We start from the raw sequence: 17,359 nt of genomic DNA, 5'->3' as shown, positions 1-17,359 counted from the left end.
CCCAGGTTGAGGAAAGTGAGCGGTTATAAACACCTGCCAGAACTGCGTGAGATCATGAAACGGGCTCTGGCGGGGAAGATAATGGTGAAAGCGGCGTGACGGTCATGCCGGGAGTTTCAACTAAAAAAGGGATTGACTCGGTGAGCGCCACGCTCACCATTATCATTGTGGTCACGGGAAAATGGAAAGAGAAGTTTCCACGCTCCACCGATATGTCCCCCGGAAGCCTGCCAAGGCCCGCCTTTTGGACAAGCGGCCAGGCCAGCCCGAGAATTATCAGTCCCGCCCCGATTATTATCAGCGTCCTTGCCATGCCAACCGGATTATAATGACAATCTGTTTCACGGATATATTATCGCATGACTTTATCCGGGTTTATCGCCGAAGCCTTGCGCCCCATGCGCAGGCTGTTTCCCGACCGGTGCGCCGGCTGTGGAGCGGGGGAAACGTCCATGGAGCAACCGATGTTGTGCTCTCGTTGCTTAGGAAGCGTGGAATATCCGCCGAAAAACATATGCTGCGTATGCGGGCGCGGGCTGGACTTCGATTACGACATAGAGACTGGCGACGCTTATAGCTGCGGCGAGTGCCTCAACCAGCCTCCCGCATATGAACAGCTTCGCCACGCACTGGCCTACTCCGGGCCGGTGCGGGACATTATCCATGCCTTCAAGTTCAGCGGGCGCGCTCACCTCTGGCGCGGCCTGGCGGCCCTTGCCGAAGAACGTCTGCTTGACTGGCTTTCCGAATGGCCTGGGGCGATGGTGATCCCGGTGCCGCTTGCGCCGCGGAAGCTTTTCACACGCGGTTACAATCCGCCATACCTGCTGGCGCGGCATTTTGCGGACAAGGCTGGGCTTGTGATGGCCGACGGGGCCATCCGCCGGATCCGCGCCACCACACCGCAATTCGGACTCAACGCTGGAGAACGGGCCGAAAACGTGAAAGGAGCCTTTGCGATCCATGACGGGCGGGCGCTGGAAGGAAGGCGGGTAATTTTGTTCGACGACATTTTCACCACCGGGGCAACCGTCCGGGAATGCGTAAAGACCATCCGGAAAGCCAAACCGGAAGCGGTGCGCGTGGCGGCGCTTTGCAGGGCGGGATTTTGATGAGGGAGTGGACATGGGAATCATGACCGCATTCCGCGCCTTTATCCTTTTTATCGCATCAACCGGCGTTGCACGGGCGGACAATGTGAACGTGGCGGTCGCGTCCAATTTTTTAAAACCGCTGACGCGCATCTGCGCCATGTACGAACAGTCCACCGGCCATAAATGCGTGGTAAGCGCGGGAGCCTCCGGAAAGCTTTATGCGCAGATAACCAACGGCGCGCCGTTCCAGGTTTTCTTTTCGGCGGACAAGGACAAGGTGGACGGGCTGATAAAAGTGAAACTGGCGGAGCCTGCATCAAAGTTCATTTACGCCACGGGCAAACTGGCCTTGTTTTCCACGAAGGCTGAATATGAAGGGAAGCTGGAAGAAGCGCTCAAGAAAGGATCATACACACATCTGGCCGTCGCCGATCCCAAATTGGCGCCATACGGCTCCGCGGCGATTTCGGCGATGGAGAAAATGGGGATATTGGACGCGGCCAGGCCAAGGCTTGTGACCGGCGAGAACATCACCCAGACATATCAGTTCGCCGCCATCGGCGCGGCGGAAATGGGATTTGTGGCTCTCTCCCAGCTAAAAGGAAGCGAGAATCCCGGCGGATTAGTGTGGATCGTCCCGCAAACGCTTTATACTCCTATAGAACAATGGGCGGCGCTCATGTCCTCCGCGAAGGCAAGCAAGGCGGCCATCGGTTTTTTGGAATTCGTGAAAAGCCCCGGGGCGCGTAAGATAATCGAAGATTACGGATATGGGACGCGTTGACGACGATGGACGGTATTGATCTGGTTCCAGTGTTCCTTACGCTCAAACTGGCGGCCGTCACCACGGCGGTTTTGCTGGCGATCGGAACGCCCCTTGCCTGGTGGCTGGCGTCGCGGAACGGCGGGGCGAAGGCCGTTGTCGAAGCGGCGGTGACGCTGCCGCTTGTGCTCCCCCCCACGGTGCTCGGTTTTTACATGCTTATCGCGTTGGGGCCGCGGGGATTCATAGGCGGAACGCTGGAAGCGCTGGGACTGCCGAGCCTCGCGTTTTCTTTCACCGGGCTTGTGATAGGGTCGGTTTTATTCTCGCTGCCATTCGTCGTCAAACCGCTGCAAAGCGCCTTCGAGCTTGTGGGAAGGAACCATATGGAAGCGGCCCAGACCCTCCGGGCCACGCCGATGGACACTTTCTTTTCGGTGATCATGCCAATGTGCCGCCCGGCCTTTGTTTCCGCCGCCGTTATGGGATTCGCCCACACCGTCGGCGAGTTCGGGGTGGTGCTCATGATCGGCGGGAACATCCCGGGAAAGACCCAGGTGGTCTCCATCGCCATATACAACCATGCCGAGGCGATGGAATATTCCCATGCGCACATGCTTTCGGCGGGGCTTCTGGTCTTTTCGTACATCACTTTGCTGGCGGTGTCGCTTTCAGGCCGGCGCCAGCCTTTTAAAACGCTGTAAATGATACGCGCCAGTTTTCAAACGCGGCTGCCGTCCGGCTTTGAGCTTAAGTTTGAGCTTGAAGCTCCTGAAACGGGATTCACCGCCATTTTCGGCCCCTCCGGCTCCGGCAAGACCACGGCGATGCGTTGCATGGCCGGGCTTCACATGGCGGAACAGGGCTATTTCCGGGTGGGCCAAAGCACATGGCAGGAGAGCGCCAGGGAGCTTTTCACCCCGCCACATCAACGCGCCGTCGGATACGTGTTCCAGGATGCGCGGCTGTTTCCCCATCTTACGGCGCGGGACAACCTTATGTATGGCCACAAAAGGATTCCCGGGGACAGGCGCAAAATCGAGTTTGCGCAGGTGGCCGAATGGCTTGGGCTTGAGCCTTTGTTGGACAGGTGGCCGGAGAGCCTTTCCGGTGGACAGAAGCAGAGGGTGGCCATCGGAAGGGCGTTGCTCACCTCGCCGGAGCTTATGCTTTTCGACGAGCCGCTGGCCTCCCTTGACGCGGAGGGGAAGCGGGAGATTTTGGCCGGACTCGAGATTTTGCACACAAAACTTTCAATACCTGCGATGTACGTCACCCATTCTCTGGACGAGGCGCTGCGCCTTGCCGACCATATCGCGGTGGTCCAGGCGGGAAATACGATCGCCTCCGGCCCGGCCATTGAAATGGCCGCAAGGATAGACCTGCCACTTGGCAGGGGGGATGACGCCGGGGCGGTCATCGAGTCGGACAGGGTGGAGCATGACGGGAAATACGCCCTCACTTGGCTTTATTTCGACGGAGGTAAAATCGCCGTGCCGCTGATGAAAGCCGCCGCCGGCTCGCGCGCCCGCGCCCGGATACTGGCCAGGGACGTGGGGCTTGCGCTCCAGCGGCCGGAGCGGACAAGCCTTCTGAATATTCTTGAGGCTCGGGTGGAGCGGATCGCCACGCTGGACGAGGCCAGCGTGATGGTGAGGCTTATGGTGGGGGGGACGCCGCTGCTTTCGAAGATCACCCGCAAATCGGCGGAAACGCTGGAACTGCGTGAAGGGACTCCGGTCTATGCGATGGTCAAAAGTGTTTCTATGGCAAAGCAGGCGTGATCTGTGGAATTTAAATGGGCAGAGGTCTATCGAACTAATCCATAAAAACCTTGTTAATACTGGTCAAAATCAGTTCGATATTTCTAGTTACCGTCAAAGTTACCGTCGCCTTGATACTGTAGCCTTGTTTGCGAAACAGATTCAGCCCTACGGCCTAATGCCAAACCGCCGCTCCATCTCATCCAGAGCTGAACCGGCGAAACTATCATGCTCGGCGGTCAACCGTTCAAAGGTTCTCCAGCGCATTCCTTTGGGTTTCAATCCGACTCCGTTAAGTATTCCTGGTTCCCAGCCCATTCGCTCCCGTATTTTATCTGCCCGACGTGCTTTTCGATCAAGGGCGGTTTCCCGCTGGCTCGAATATGCCAACTGGTAACAGTGCCGACAGGCGAAGACTGCGCCGCCGAAGAGAATAGCAACACGCCGCCCACAGCCAACAGCCGGACAGCGAAACCAAACCCGCTCTCCGCCGAAGTTGCATGGTGTCCGATCCAGTCGAACCGGGTATTCCTGATTTTCCCAATCGTCGTCACCGCTTCTACTACGATAAGAAAGGATCACCCTGTCAGTTTCCATTCTCACATTGATGGATGCCAGGTTTTCTCCGGTGCGCCCATGTGTCCATTTCCATCTGAAACTGTTACCAGGCGCCAGTAGCCCATCTCGTTGCAAGCGTCGCACATCAAACATGCGGTAATCGTCAGTCGCATCCTTACTGCCGAAACGCCACCGTCGTCCACTATTCCTGCCGCCCATAATGTCCTCCCGATTTTACCGAAATCATTAGGCTATCTCGCCTTTAAACTACGCAACTAAATGCCGAAATACTGCCAAAAGCCTTGCCCTGCTTGGGGTTTAAGCGTGTTTCAATACTGTTCTCTTCCGTGTCTCTCCATGCTTAATTTCGCGCTTTATCGCCTACCGCGAAGCTCTTTCAGCTTCAAAAGCATGGATAGGGTGCGTTCGAACTTGCGGTCAAGGTGCGTTTCATAGCGATTCAGCGTCTCCAGACGATGGACTTGTAAGCCTTCGCCCAAGGTTTGCGCCCTGATCGCGGGTTGATACTTGGCTTCCAGAGCCTGCCGATAGCAAAACGGCAGTAGCGATTCACGGATGAATCCGGCCAGCCCCTCTGAGTCCGCTTTGCAGGATTCGTCTTCGACGTTCTCGTCGAACCATTCACGCGAATCCTCTTGTAGCGCCCGTCGGGCTTTCTCATAGGCATTCGCGCCGCCTTTACGAAGGATCGCCTCTGCGCGTTCGGTCGTTTTCAGAGTAGCTTCAGCATATTGCAGGTTCTCCGCGTTTTCGCCCGGCGAACTTGTTACAAGCTCGCTCAGGTCGGTATTCGTGCCAAATAGCCCACGTTGAAACGGAGCCGCCGCCGGTATCACGCTTTGCGCGTCCATAGTCACGCTCTTCAATCCTTTATTGATCGCCGCGCCCTCGCCCATCAACACACGCCGTTTGCGCCAGATGATCGCCGCGAGTTCTTCAACAAGGTGTCGCTCGGTCATGGCCGTTGGCTGGTGTTCTTCAATCAGAGCCGACAGCAGGTCGGCAAACTCTCCAGCATTCTCATGGGGCAATACCACCAGCCGGGAAAGAATGCCATGCGTGACAGCGTTATAGCGCACGGCCTCATAGCTGGCCTTTGGTGTCTCAGTGTCGGTAGCCGTTAAGGTGATTACGGTGGAATCTAGATTCTTTAAAGAATCCTCAATAGGCATGGTGTTTACCTCCTATATTGTATTCACGTTGACTGCGGATAGAAGCAAGCTCCGCCTGCGCCCAGGTGTAAATAATCCTCCGATGTTCCGCCCATGACCGCCGCCCAGCGTAAAGCTCCACAAAGGCATGATCCCCGGCCCAGGCTTCCAGCGCCGTTATCGTTTCAGGATCGCGGGTAAGTCGCTCATACTTATCCATCCGCCGTTTGAGCCTGAGGTAAAGGCCGTTCTGTTTGGCGTATAAAGCGCGTCGTTCATGGTAGGGGAGGCAATTATTCCCATATGGCGGCGTTCCGACCGATCTTAGATTTCTTTCGTCAGTAACGTCAGTTCCAAGGCCAACGCTTTTTGAAATTTCAATCTTTGCCCGCTGGAAGGTATCTTTACTTGTTTTGCTGGACTCAATTTTCCAGAAACCAGCCGCCAAGGCACTGCCATTAGTGTCGTTAGAAACCCTCGAAATCCCTGATTCGCCCAGGTGAGTCACTGCCATTACAGCCGTTAGATTTCTTTTGGCAGTAACGGCAGTAGCCAGGTCAGCCTTTTCCAGAATTTCACGCCTCGCCCGCTCAAGCCAGTTCGCCATGATCGCCCTCCGTTTTACCCGCCTCCCATAACTTGGGATTGATGGAGTAGCGACAAGTGCGCCGTCCTGTTCCTGGCCCCGTGCCGCCGATTATTTCCGACCGTAACCAGCCTTCATCTTCCAGCCAGTCAAGCGCGGCTTGCACAGCTTCATCGCTTGTCAGGTATCGCCACTGGTTGCGTCGCACGTCCCGCGCAGTGAAACCGTCAGACAACTTGCCTTGCCGCACTTTCTTTGCCAAAGCTTGCGCCGCCCTCAGTCCGTCATCAATCAACAGGCCATAACAACGCCGCGCATGGGCTTCAAGGTATTCGCACCATGCCGCCGCTCGTAAGGCGGCTTCCGCCGTCACTGGCCCGCCTCGTCCAGTCGTCGCACAATCCACTAGATGAAAGATCAACGCCAGCGCAGGGAACAGCTTGTCGTACTTTGCAAGATGTTGCGCGATGATCGGATGATCCTCGGCGGGAAGCCGTTTAAGATGAAGGTCGCCAGACCACTCAATAAAGATTTCTTGAGCAGTATCATCGAAGCGGAAGTATGGAAACTTGGCGAAATCATCGGATGGGGCGGCCCCCCAAACCACCGGGTCAAAATCAGCCAGAGCCTCGAACACAGCAAAGGCTTGGTCGCGGGCCCCTTTATCCGGGCTACGGTCACGCCACTCCCAATCCCGATGATCGGGATATACCAGAAGTTGGAAACGTTGCAACATTCCGTCATTGGCCAGCGCGTTTGCGGCTTGTTCAAGGTAACCTATGAGCTTGTCCGGTTGAATGCCGCCGAAGATGGAAACACACAGATTGGGAATGAAGATAGACCCGCGCCCGATGCGGTCGGTGTCGAAACTGGCGTCACCGTTCCACGCCTCCAGGTAAAACGCCCGTTCACCTTCTCTGCCTTCTTTGTCCCATGATGCAAGTAGTCCGACAAGTTCATCTCTCATTACCAGCAACCCGTTGGGGTTGTCCCGTAGCAGTTCGCCCAATTTCTCTACGGTTGTATCGTTCGACTTGTAACGCCGTAGGATCGGCGCTACCGGAGCCTGTTGTCGCTGGCCTTGAAGCTCTTTGGCGAGACTGTCCAAATTCCCTTTTTTTGAGTCCTTCGCCGCCGCCTTTATATTGGATTCGATGGCTTCCCGTTTTGCCTCAAACACCGTCTTGTCTGCCTCGAAGACTTCCACATCTTCCTGATGCGCTTTAATTGCCTTCGCTATCAGGCGGTCGAGCGGTTTGAGCGCGGCGCCAATGGCGGGGGACTTCTTCGCCGATGGCTGGGCCACAAGGCCGCCCCAGAGGTTTGGCACGATCAGCCACGAGTCACGGGATTTCGATTTAATCGCGCATCGCGCCCCGATAATAGACCCCAGCGCCACCAACGCCCCAGCCGCGATAAAATCAGGGGGGCATGGCATCCGATCAGCTTCGTCCATAACCCAACGTCGCAAAACCTCTGGTAGCATTATTTCCGGGTCGAAGGAGGGAACTGGGCGAAGTGGCGCCTGTATCGGCTTTGGTTTCGGCCAGAAAGTGTGCGTAGAATCGCCATTAGGCGTTCTCTCTGTAATCAGTTGAGACCCTGTCGGTTTGCTCGCGTTTGCTATGGCTGTTCTTACGGCATCTATCCCGCAATGCTGATACAGGTCGTTAAAGTCGCTCACCTCCTCCGGGCGGTCATCACCGAAGTCAGGAATAGCCAATAGCCCGCCGACATCTCCCGCCGCTTCGGTCGCTTTGGTCAGTCCCGGATTACCGGAAGTCGCCGTGTCATCGTCAACGCACAAGGTCAATGGCAGATCGGGAAATTTCTCCCGCATCGCTTGCGCCACCGCTTGCAGGTTTCCGGCGTTGAACGCCACCGCCACGGGATAGCCGGTCGCCTCATGGATGGTCGCGCCGGTCGCAAACCCCTCCGCAATGCACAAGGCCGTCGCGCCTTCAGTGGAGCCGATGATGAAATAGCATCCCTTCACCTTCCCACCGGTCAAGAATCGTTTGTCACCGTTGGCGTTTATAAATTGAAGAGAATAGATTTCGGCGCCGATGCGTAGCGGGAACAACAGATCGCCATTATGCAATCGCGCTCCGTTTGCCTTGATACCCTTCCGCGCAAGGTATGGATGATTGTCATCAGCCAGTTGCGCCGCATCCCAGATAGCCGCCGCATTTGTCGCGGCTTCGCCCCTACGTTTGGTTTCCTCAATTTCGCGCTCCCGGCGCATTGCGTCCACCTTGGCCTTGTACGCCAACTCTTCGGCAGGGGTCAGTGTGCGTCCGATGTTAGCCCGCCATGTTTGGGAAATTCCGGTGCGCCAGTCTCCGAAAGCCCCAGCGGCAATATCGTCGCCATGTAGCACATACCAGCCAGCGTCATCGCCACGCTTCCCATTACTGGCGAAGCGCCGTAGGATTCCGTCTGCATTAATAGCTTCCGGCGGTTCCAGCCCGGCGGAGCGGATCGCTTTGCGGAATAGGGAGATTGCGTCAAGCATCGCTCACTCCTTCCAGACGGATGATCCAGTCCACCAGCCCGATTGGTAGCCAACCCCACAAGGCCACTGTCACTATTGTCCTTTTTACACGGGACGCGATCCTGTCAGCGCGGCCCTTTGCTTTTTTGCTCATAGCGCCGCCCTCCTCAGGCTTTCACTTTGCGGCTTTTTTCGACCTGGGCGCTCAACCAGTCGTCAATATCCGATTCGAGCCAACCGACAGCTCGTTCGCCAAGAGAAACCGAAGGGGGGAATTCCCCTTCCGAAATACGAAGATAGATCGTGCTTCGGGAAAGCCCGGTATGGGCCTTTACAGCGGGAAGTCTTAGTACCGTGTTCTTCATCTTCAAACCTCCTAATGCGTTAATGGACTTACTGAAATCCATCTTGGCTGGGCGATTTGGGCGATGAAACGGGCAAACTTAGCACACTACGACTGGTTTAATGCCTATAAATCAATGAGCTGGGATTTGAATTGAACTGCAAGCCTTGAGTGGCAAGCGTGAGCTTAAACGAAAACAGCCTTGAGAAACAGTGGGTTAGATGGTAGGTGAGTTGGGCGAAATGTTTTCGCCCAACTATTTTCGTTTCGCTCTTCTGATCGGTTTTGGCTTCATGTTTTTGCGAATGGTATCGGGGCTACTGCCGTTGGCGATATCCATTTTGGCGATCTGCTGTGAACACCAGACATCGGACATTCCGGGGCGTTTTATCTTCAATTCCCGGTAGGCTTTCCGCCAGCGTTCATACATGGCCTCGGTATTCAGCTTACGGGCTTCGCGCCTTTCTGTGGATGTCTGGTAACTATTGGATGCTTCATCCGGGGCTTCCCTATCCACCAAGCCCAAGATGGCATCCCGGTTTATCGTGGGCTTTTTCCCGTCGCAATACACAACATAGGCCAATGGAAGCGAATATCCAGATGCGCTAAGGGACACCGGCTTAGTGGCGTCAAGCTCCAGGCAACTCCAGTGACTTTCACCTTGCAATACCCCAAGCCGGATGGCACCTTTTGTTTTCTTTCTCTCCGGCTTTCCTTCCATGCCGAGAATGTCGGATACCCATCGGGCAACCTGCATACTCGTGATTTGCCATTGCTGTAACTGTGCCTGTGTAATTTTAATCCGCCCCATATCGTCCCTCTGGTCGCAGGCTACAAAAGCTCGCGTTGGGCGCCCATCCTTTGACGGGTACACATGCACCGGCATGAAGCAGTTATTTTCGCAACCAGGGCACTCCACCGATTGGGCGGGAACTGTGGGTTTGAGCAGTCCGGCCTTCAGGAAAATCTCAAGGGCGCCATTCGGCCAGCGTTGAGTTTCACTCCATGAGATAATCCCTCCGCCATCTGCGGAGCCGAGGCGTTGGATAATGTCTTGTAGCGCGTCATCTAACGTCATTCGGCGCTGTCGTCCTCTTTCATTTCAGGAGCCATTGGTTCGATGCCGGAGTCGGCCAGCATTTTTCGGATGATGATATCCCGCCCATCGTGGCGTAAGGCGCACCAGTTGGGATAGCTGATTTTGAAACTGCGCGTCCGGCTCCGTGTGCCGGGTGTTGGGGCAAACGTAACTGTGATCTCCGCCTGGGTGACGTGAAACGGTGGCGGTTTAATCTCTTCCAGCAGGTCATAAACCGCTTTCTGGTTGTATGTGGTGTCCGCTTCCACCGTCACCCTGCGCTTCTTGCCGGTCTTTAGGGTCAACCGAAGGCGGCGCACTTCAACCGCTTTGATGCCGCTGTCCACCGGGTATTGAAACGTGAAATCCCTATCCGCCAGGGCATCGAGGGCGTAAATCCGTTTATCCCCTGCGAATTCATCCAACTCATCATACTTGAGGATGGTATCCGCGAAAATCTGTTGCAGGTCTGGCACGCACTTGGTGTTGCGCGGGGCGTAAATGTCCAGCGAACCTTCAGACTGCGTATAGACAAAGATGATCTCAAAAGCGGGATGACGGGCGCGGGTGGAAAGGGCGTTGCGTACCCATTCGACACCGGACTGGGCGAAGTCCTCCGGGTAGGCGAAGAAATATTCCTTCTCGTGGCGCCGGAACACCTCCACCTTGCAGTTTCTGCCGCGTCCCTCTTTGCTGTGAAAATAATGGCTGATGGTTTGCGCCAGCCGCTCCGTATCCTCCTCTTCCACATGCGGCGGAAGGTGGGGCAGGTCGTTACGCTTTTTCCATAACGAGTCAGAGATATTGTCCGAATGCAGGAACAACGTGGCGCTGGCCCAGTAACTGGGATGTTCCAGGAACGCCCACATGACCTTGCCGTGGAATCCCTCGATCTTGGAGATGGCCTCCGGGAATTCCTTGTTATCGTGAAATCCCGCTTCATCCGTCAGCGCCGTTACGCCTCCCTGACAGGCCATTGCGTCAATGTCCTGAAACTCCGCCTCGATTATCGCCTGTTGTTCGGATGGTAGCTCCGTGAATGACTGGAAGATCGGCTCCACTTCCGCCTCCCTGAGCTTGTCGAAGGCGATGTCGCGCAACACATCATGTTTCCCTTGGAAATATCGGGCCAGCATTTCATTGGGAACGCGCCGGAAAAACTGGGTAGGCGAAAATTGACGGGCCATGTTTGCATCCTTGCCGGTTGAAAGAATACTTTATTATATCCGTGGCATACCTGAAAGCCATCTATTCCAATGCCTAAATGTGGTTTCCGTGGCCATATCCAGATTTTCCTTTTCCAGATTACGGGATGATTATAGGCTATACATACCGAAGGGGAGCATAATCGCTATGCCTCTCGGTATGTTTGGCATCCAGAACACAAAGGTTGACCGCGTAGCATGGATTTGACCGATTTCCACGCCAAGTATTTCGCCCATGAGCTTACGCGGCGCTATGCTTCCGACAGCCTTGAAAAGCTTGTATCGGTGCTTGCCGACGCGCAGGTTGACCTGAATCCTCACCAAGTGGAGGCCGCGCTTTTTGCTTTCCGCAGTCCGTTTTCCAAGGGCGCCATTCTGGCGGATGAGGTCGGGTTAGGAAAAACAATAGAGGCTGGCTTATTGTTAGCCCAGAAGTGGGCGGAGCGTAAACAACGCCTGCTGGTAATCGTTCCGGCCAACCTGCGAAAACAGTGGGCGCAGGAGATGGCTGATAAGTTCTATCTTCCTTCTGCTATTTTGGAGGCCAAGAGTTTTAACGAGGCGATTTGCGCTGGCAACCTAAACCCATTTCAACAGGCCGCTATCATCCTTTGTTCCTATCAGTTTGCGCGAGCTAAGGAACCATACATCCGCCAGACTTCATGGGATTTGATTGTCATAGACGAGGCGCATCGGCTTCGCAACGTTTACAAGAACACCAGCAAAATAGCCACGGCCATCAAGAACGCCGTAGCCCCATTCCCGAAAGTTCTTCTAACGGCTACGCCCCTCCAGAATTCATTGCTTGAACTTTACGGGCTGGTCAGCATCATAGATGACTTCGCTTTCGGCGACCTTCAAAGTTTCCGCGCCCGTTTTACCCGCATCAATAACGAAACCGATTTTACGGACTTGAAGGAGCGCCTAAAACCCCTCTGCAAGCGCACGTTGCGCCGTCAAGTGCTGGAGTATGTGAAGTACACCAATCGCCACGCGCTGGTTCAGGAATTCACGCCGTCAGAGGATGAACAGCGCCTTTACGATCTGGTATCCGATTACCTTCAAAGTGAAACTCTATACGCTCTTCCAGCCAGCCAGCGCAAACTGATGACTCTGGTTTTGCGTAAACTGCTCGCCTCTTCCACTTACGCCATTTCAGTAACGCTTGAAGGGTTGGCTAACCGCTTGGAGATTGCGGAGGCCACGGCGACAGCCGTAGATACCCCGCCGGATGAATTGCCAACGGATTTGGAAGAGTTTGACGAACTGGCCGACGAATGGGAGGAAGATGGGGACGGAGCGCCCCCATCTGAAAAGAAGCGTCTTTCTCCAGATCAATTGGTCGCTCTTCAACGGGAATTGGCGCAACTTAGACAGTTTCACGCTCTAGCCAAGTCCATCATACAAAATTCGAAGGGTGAAGTTTTACTGACCGCCCTGCGGAAAGGTTTCGCCGCCGCCGCCGAAGCTCAAAAGAATAAGGGAGCCGCCACACTCCAACAAAAAGCGCTTATCTTCACCGAGTCTCGCCGTACCCAAGAGTACCTGTTCCGCATACTCGAACAGACAGAGTTCGCTGGCAAGGTAATGCTGTTCAACGGAACGAATAACGATCCCAACTCCAAAGCTATTTACAATAAGTGGTTGGCTAAACACTCCGGAACCGACCGCATAAGCGGTTCACCCAGCGCCGATATGCGAGCCGCTTTGGTGGAGAACTTTCAAGATCACGCCTCCATACTGATAGCCACGGAAGCCGCCGCCGAGGGTATAAACCTCCAATTCTGCAACCTTGTGGTCAACTACGATTTGCCGTGGAATCCTCAACGTATCGAACAGAGAATAGGCCGTTGTCACCGCTATGGCCAGAAGTTCGACGTGGTGGTGGTCAACTTTCTCAATAAGAAAAACGCCGCCGACGTGCGAGTCTATGAGCTTCTTGACGAAAAGTTCCGCCTTTTCAGCGGGGTATTTGGAGCCAGTGACGAAGTGCTTGGCGCGGTAGAGTCTGGCGTGGACTTCGAGAAGCGCATCGCCGACATTTATCAGAAATGCCGGGCGCCACAACAGATAGAATTAGAGTTTGACCAACTCCAGCGCGAGTTGGAAACCGAGATAGCCCAGGGCCAGCGCGACGCCCGCGAAAAACTCCTTGATAACTTCGATCTGGAAGTGGTGGAGAAAGTGCGAATCCAGAACAGGGATATCCTTGGCCGTTTCAACGAGCAACTCTGGCGCCTTACCCGGCATCTTCTTTCCGATTACGCTCAATTCGACAGCCACGGTTACAGCTTCACACTCCACACAAATCCGTTTCCCGGCGAGGGTATCCATCCGGGGCCATACCGTATGGGCAAGGGCATTGAAGACGTTAACACCTACCGTATTGGTCATCCACTCGCGCAACGTGTGTTGGAACGCGGCAAGGCGCTGAATCCAGAGCCAGCCGAGGTTGTATTTGACTATGGCAGTTATGATGGAAAGATTAGCATTTTGGAGCCGTTGGTTGGTCAATCCGGATGGTTGAATCTCTCCCTTGTCACATTTGAAGCTCTGGATCAGGCAGAGGATCACTTGCTATTTTCTGGCGTCACGGATGCGGGGATGGCTCTGGATCAGGAGCAGGCCCGCCGCATGATGTCCATACCTGCCAAAGTGGCTGGGCATCATTTGACCCAATCCACGCCGGAATCAATAGACGGCATCGCAACCGGCTTACAGAATTCCTTGCTAAACGAAATCACCGCTCGTAACGCCAGTTATTTTGACGTTGAGATGAAAAAGCTGGACGCCTGGGCCGACGATCAAATAGCCAATTCCGAAAAGGAACTAAAAGATGTCAAACTGCGTATTCGTGACCTGCGTAATGAGGCCAGCAAAGCCACAAACCTAACCGAACAGGCGCGTATCCAGAGCGAAATAGGCGAGCAGGAACGCCGCCAGCGGAAGATGAGGCAGGAAATATTTGAAGTGGAAGACCGTATCCTCGCCCGGCGCGATGCGCTTGTAGCCGAAATTCAGGGTAAAATACGCCAGTCCGTAGAGACAAAAACACTGTTTTCGCTTCGCTGGTCTATTTCAGCCGGTACGCGATAGCTACGTTTACAATTTGGAAGGATTCATGAATGGCCGACGAACCAGTAACGCCCGCTGGCCCAAACTTTGAAAAGCTCAAGGGCAAGCTACGCGAACTGTTTGAGCTGGATAAAGCTGACCTTGATTTCGGCATCTACCGCATACTGCGCCAGCGTCACGATGAGATAGCCGCGTTTCTCGACCATCATCTGGAAAAAACCGTGCGCGAGGCTTTGCAGGGGCATGAAACCCTGCAACAGTCGCAGGTTGCAGAAGAGCTTGCCAAGGTTTCAGAATCTGTAAAGGCCGCCGGGTTAGACCCGGCTAGCTCTCCAAAGGTACAGGAACTCCGCGCAAAACTCACCGCCGGAGCAAATCTAAACGCCACGGCGGATGAAGTATATTCGCATCTGCTCACCTTCTTCTCCCGCTATTACGATGGTGGCGATTTTATGGGCCTCGCTCGTTCCACCGTGCATGGACGGGAGAAATACATGATCCCGTACAACGGGGAGGAGGTAAAGCTGGTCTGGGCCAACATGGATCAGTATTACATCAAAACTTCCGAACTGCTCCGCGATTACACTTTCCGCATCCGCCGGGCCGACCTTTCAGCCGGGCAACTGGGCCTTGACCATCTGCCGGAGGAAGCCGTCATCCACTTCCTGCTCGTGGAAGGTGATACTGAGAAGGACAACATCAAACCCAATGGTAAAACCGTCCGCGCTTTCGCTCTGGACGCGGACAAGCCTTTTGAACCAGCCGGTGAAACCACGCTCAACATCCGTTTCCGTTACCGTGAACATGCCACGGAGCGCGACCTGCAAAAGAAGCTGAACGCGGATACCGAAAAGACGCTGGCCGACAACTTGCCGCCAATCTGGAAAGCCCTGCTTTTCGCCATCGATCCCACATACCAGGGCAAAGACAAGAAAGATACGCGCACCATGTTGCAAAAACATTTGCGCGATTACACGGCGCGGAGCCAGTTTGATTACTTCATCCATAAAGACCTGGGCGGTTTTTTGCGCCGCGAACTCGATTTTTTCATCAAGAACGAAGTGATGTACCTGGACGATATAGAGTCCAACACTGCGCCAAAGGCAGAAGAGTACCTGTCCAAAATCCGCGCCCTGCGCCGTTGCGCCATCCCAGTTATTCACATGCTGGAACAACTGGAGAATTTTCAGAAAAGGCTTTGGCTGAAAAAGAAATTCGTGGTGGAAACCCGTTACTGCATGACGCTCGACCGGGTTCCAGAGACGCTCTACCCGGATATTTGCGCCAGCGAGGCCCAGTGGGCGGAGTGGGAACGGCTATACGCCATTTCAGAAATCCAGCCAAACCTGTTTGATCCGCAATCAACAACCCGGAGTCCGCAATTCCTCAAGACGAATCCGTCCTTGATGCTCGATACGCGCCATTTCAGCAGGGACTTCACCTTACGGTTACTGGCCTCTATCGGCAATCTGGACGAAACGCTTGATGGCGTCTGTCTCCAATCGGAGAACTTTCAGGCTCTGCAACTGATGCAGGAACGGTATAGGGAGCAGGTAAAGTGCGTATATATTGATCCGCCGTATAACACCAACGCTTCCGAGATAGCTTATAAAAATGGCTACAAGGATAGCTCTTGGATATCACTTATCAATGACAGAGTTAAACAAGCACGCGAGCTACTTGAAAAGGATGGAATGCAATGCTTCACCATAGACGATTATGAAATTGAAAAAAGCTTGATGGTTCTAAACGATGCTTTCGGCAGTGAAAACCACATGGCTACTGTACCAATTAGAAATAATCCGCAAGGAAGGTCTACGGTTTCCGGTTTTGCGATTAACCACGAATATGCGATTTTTCATAGAAAAACAGACGATCGAAAAAGTGTCGGACGACTCAAGAGAAGCGAGCAGCAAATTGAACGCTATGACGAAAATGAAACCGATGGGCGCAGATATCTTTGGGAGAATTTTCGAAAGACAGGCACCGACTCTGCTCGTGGAGATAGACCGCGTCAGTTTTACCCAATCTATGTAAATAAAAATGGCGATGTCCGAATTTCGGAAATGATATGGAATGAACCAGAACAAGCTTGGACATCTATTCAAAAACACCTTGAAGACGAAGGTGCTGTATTACCTATAGATTCATCTTCACATGAGAGATGCTGGAAATGGGGGGTTGATAGAGCAATCAAAGAAATCTCAAGCATAAGGGCAAAGAAAACTCCTGATGGTTGGGAAATTTATAGAAAAAACTATTTAAACGATGAGGGCAAACTACCCGGAACTTGGTGGGATGATGTTCGATATTCTGCAGGCTCCCACGGAACAAACTTGTTAACAACATTATTTGGGTCTGAAAGACTTTTTTTGTTTCCCAAATCTGTGTATGCGGCGCAAGATTGCATACTGGTTACAGCGGGTGATCATTTAGTTTTGGATTTCTTCGCCGGTTCCGGCACTACCGGTCACGCCGTTATCAACCTCAACCGGGAAGATGACGGCGAGCGTAAATACATCCTCGTGGAAATGGGCGAATATTTCGACACTGTGCTTGTGCCACGCCTTAAAAAAGTGGTTTATTCCACCGATTGGAAAGAGGGCAAACCGCAAAACCGGAACACGGGCATCTCCCATGCCTTCAAGATTGTCCGGCTGGAGAGTTATGAGGACACGCTCAACAATCTTGTCCTTAACCGAACACCGGAGCAGAAAGCCGCGCTTGAAAAAGCCGGGGAGAAAGCGCGAAGCGATTACTTGTTAGGCTATTTCCTGGACGTGGAGAGCGCCGGGAGCGCCAGCCTATTGGACGTGAAGATGTTCCGCGACCCGTTCAACTACACGCTTAAAATCGCCACCGCCAGCGCGGGTGAAACCAAAGAGACCGCGATAGACCTTGTGGAGACCTTCAACTGGCTGATCGGCCTTAAGGTGAAACACATTGATTCACAAAAAGGCTTCCTCACCGTCACCGGCGAAAAACGCGCCGGAGGGCGAACGCTGATATTGTGGCGCACGTTGGGGGACAATCCACTGGCGGACAACGAGGCGCTGGAAAAATATCTGGACAAACTTAAAGTCAGCCCGGTGGATACCGAGTACGACTTTATTTATGTCAACGGCTCGCACACGCTTAACGATCCGCACAACAAGGTTCACCTTATCGAAGAAGAGTTCCAGCGCAGAATGTTCGAGAGCGAAACCTTCGAGTCCCTGTTGTAAGCCG

The 17,359-nt window shown here is 54.0% G+C and carries 14 protein-coding genes; 6 read left to right on the top strand and 8 right to left on the bottom strand.

Translation table 11 applies throughout. From position 1 onward, the window contains the following. Nucleotides 1–52: 52 nt before the first annotated feature. Complete coding sequence (locus tag HZB29_07530) at nucleotides 53–313, bottom strand: DUF2905 domain-containing protein (protein ID MBI5815446.1); 261 nt, start codon at nucleotides 311–313, stop codon at nucleotides 53–55. 46 nt (nucleotides 314–359) lie between these two features. Here HZB29_07530 and HZB29_07525 point away from each other — a divergent pair, with 46 nt between their 5' ends. The 4 genes from HZB29_07525 to modC are packed head-to-tail and all read left to right on the top strand — an operon-like array spanning nucleotide 360 to nucleotide 3,641. Beyond that, complete coding sequence (locus tag HZB29_07525; GenBank protein ID MBI5815445.1) at nucleotides 360–1,112, top strand: ComF family protein; 753 nt, start codon at nucleotides 360–362, stop codon at nucleotides 1,110–1,112. Nucleotides 1,113–1,125: 13 nt separating this feature from the next. Next, nucleotides 1,126–1,878 carry a molybdate ABC transporter substrate-binding protein gene (gene modA / locus HZB29_07520; GenBank protein ID MBI5815444.1) on the top strand — a complete coding sequence of 251 codons (753 nt, stop codon included), beginning with the start codon at nucleotides 1,126–1,128 and terminating at the stop codon, nucleotides 1,876–1,878. A gap of 5 nt (nucleotides 1,879–1,883) precedes the next feature. Beyond that, the gene (gene modB / locus HZB29_07515) at nucleotides 1,884–2,561 is read left to right on the top strand and encodes a molybdate ABC transporter permease subunit (GenBank protein ID MBI5815443.1); all 678 of its coding nucleotides are present in this window, start codon (nucleotides 1,884–1,886) and stop codon (nucleotides 2,559–2,561) included. Next, complete coding sequence (gene modC / locus HZB29_07510; GenBank protein MBI5815442.1) at nucleotides 2,562–3,641, top strand: molybdenum ABC transporter ATP-binding protein; 1,080 nt, start codon at nucleotides 2,562–2,564, stop codon at nucleotides 3,639–3,641. A 911-nt stretch (nucleotides 3,642–4,552) separates the two neighbouring features. On the opposite strand, the gene HZB29_07505 is transcribed toward modC, so the two are convergent. From HZB29_07505 to HZB29_07475, 7 genes are all read right to left on the bottom strand, one after another. After that, the gene (locus HZB29_07505; protein MBI5815441.1) at nucleotides 4,553–5,329 is read right to left on the bottom strand and encodes a hypothetical protein; all 777 of its coding nucleotides are present in this window, start codon (nucleotides 5,327–5,329) and stop codon (nucleotides 4,553–4,555) included. 31 nt (nucleotides 5,330–5,360) lie between these two features. Continuing rightward, entirely contained in the window at nucleotides 5,361–5,957 is a 597-nt protein-coding gene (locus HZB29_07500; GenBank protein ID MBI5815440.1) for a hypothetical protein, read from the bottom strand. Beyond that, a complete protein-coding gene (locus HZB29_07495) occupies nucleotides 5,941–8,451 on the bottom strand; it encodes a DUF3987 domain-containing protein (GenBank protein ID MBI5815439.1) in 2,511 nt (836 codons plus the stop codon). Before HZB29_07495 ends, HZB29_07500 begins: the two co-directional genes overlap by 17 nt. After that, nucleotides 8,444–8,584 (bottom strand): hypothetical protein, encoded by a 141-nt coding sequence (locus tag HZB29_07490; GenBank protein MBI5815438.1) that lies wholly within the window; start codon nucleotides 8,582–8,584, stop codon nucleotides 8,444–8,446. Before HZB29_07490 ends, HZB29_07495 begins: the two co-directional genes overlap by 8 nt. Before the next feature lie 13 nt (nucleotides 8,585–8,597). After that, nucleotides 8,598–8,795 carry an AlpA family phage regulatory protein gene (locus HZB29_07485; GenBank protein ID MBI5815437.1) on the bottom strand — a complete coding sequence of 66 codons (198 nt, stop codon included), beginning with the start codon at nucleotides 8,793–8,795 and terminating at the stop codon, nucleotides 8,598–8,600. 234 nt (nucleotides 8,796–9,029) lie between these two features. Then, a complete protein-coding gene (locus HZB29_07480) occupies nucleotides 9,030–9,851 on the bottom strand; it encodes a hypothetical protein (GenBank protein MBI5815436.1) in 822 nt (273 codons plus the stop codon). Beyond that, the gene (locus HZB29_07475) at nucleotides 9,848–11,038 is read right to left on the bottom strand and encodes a hypothetical protein (protein MBI5815435.1); all 1,191 of its coding nucleotides are present in this window, start codon (nucleotides 11,036–11,038) and stop codon (nucleotides 9,848–9,850) included. Before HZB29_07475 ends, HZB29_07480 begins: the two co-directional genes overlap by 4 nt. 216 nt (nucleotides 11,039–11,254) lie before the next feature. Here HZB29_07475 and HZB29_07470 point away from each other — a divergent pair, with 216 nt between their 5' ends. Then, entirely contained in the window at nucleotides 11,255–14,152 is a 2,898-nt protein-coding gene (locus tag HZB29_07470; protein ID MBI5815434.1) for a DEAD/DEAH box helicase family protein, read from the top strand. Between the two features lie 29 nt (nucleotides 14,153–14,181). Next, the gene (locus tag HZB29_07465) at nucleotides 14,182–17,355 is read left to right on the top strand and encodes a site-specific DNA-methyltransferase (protein ID MBI5815433.1); all 3,174 of its coding nucleotides are present in this window, start codon (nucleotides 14,182–14,184) and stop codon (nucleotides 17,353–17,355) included. The last annotated feature ends 4 nt before the right edge of the window (nucleotides 17,356–17,359 follow it).

It is taken from the genome of Nitrospinota bacterium (assembly GCA_016235255.1).
Lineage (GTDB): Bacteria > Nitrospinota_A > UBA7883 > UBA7883 > JACRLM01 > JACRLM01.
This window is presented reverse-complemented; position numbering and strand designations above follow the sequence as displayed.

Coding starts and splice junctions, on each gene's coding strand:
- HZB29_07530 (MBI5815446.1), bottom strand. CDS start 313: ATGGCAAGGACGCTGATAATAATCGGGGCGGGACTGATAATTCTCGGG.
- HZB29_07525 (MBI5815445.1), top strand. CDS start 360: ATGACTTTATCCGGGTTTATCGCCGAAGCCTTGCGCCCCATGCGCAGG.
- modA (MBI5815444.1), top strand. CDS start 1,126: ATGGGAATCATGACCGCATTCCGCGCCTTTATCCTTTTTATCGCATCA.
- modB (MBI5815443.1), top strand. CDS start 1,884: ATGGACGGTATTGATCTGGTTCCAGTGTTCCTTACGCTCAAACTGGCG.
- modC (MBI5815442.1), top strand. CDS start 2,562: ATGATACGCGCCAGTTTTCAAACGCGGCTGCCGTCCGGCTTTGAGCTT.
- HZB29_07500 (MBI5815440.1), bottom strand. CDS start 5,957: ATGGCGAACTGGCTTGAGCGGGCGAGGCGTGAAATTCTGGAAAAGGCT.
- HZB29_07495 (MBI5815439.1), bottom strand. CDS start 8,451: ATGCTTGACGCAATCTCCCTATTCCGCAAAGCGATCCGCTCCGCCGGG.
- HZB29_07490 (MBI5815438.1), bottom strand. CDS start 8,584: ATGAGCAAAAAAGCAAAGGGCCGCGCTGACAGGATCGCGTCCCGTGTA.
- HZB29_07485 (MBI5815437.1), bottom strand. CDS start 8,795: ATGAAGAACACGGTACTAAGACTTCCCGCTGTAAAGGCCCATACCGGG.
- HZB29_07480 (MBI5815436.1), bottom strand. CDS start 9,851: ATGACGTTAGATGACGCGCTACAAGACATTATCCAACGCCTCGGCTCC.
- HZB29_07475 (MBI5815435.1), bottom strand. CDS start 11,038: ATGGCCCGTCAATTTTCGCCTACCCAGTTTTTCCGGCGCGTTCCCAAT.
- HZB29_07470 (MBI5815434.1), top strand. CDS start 11,255: ATGGATTTGACCGATTTCCACGCCAAGTATTTCGCCCATGAGCTTACG.
- HZB29_07465 (MBI5815433.1), top strand. CDS start 14,182: ATGGCCGACGAACCAGTAACGCCCGCTGGCCCAAACTTTGAAAAGCTC.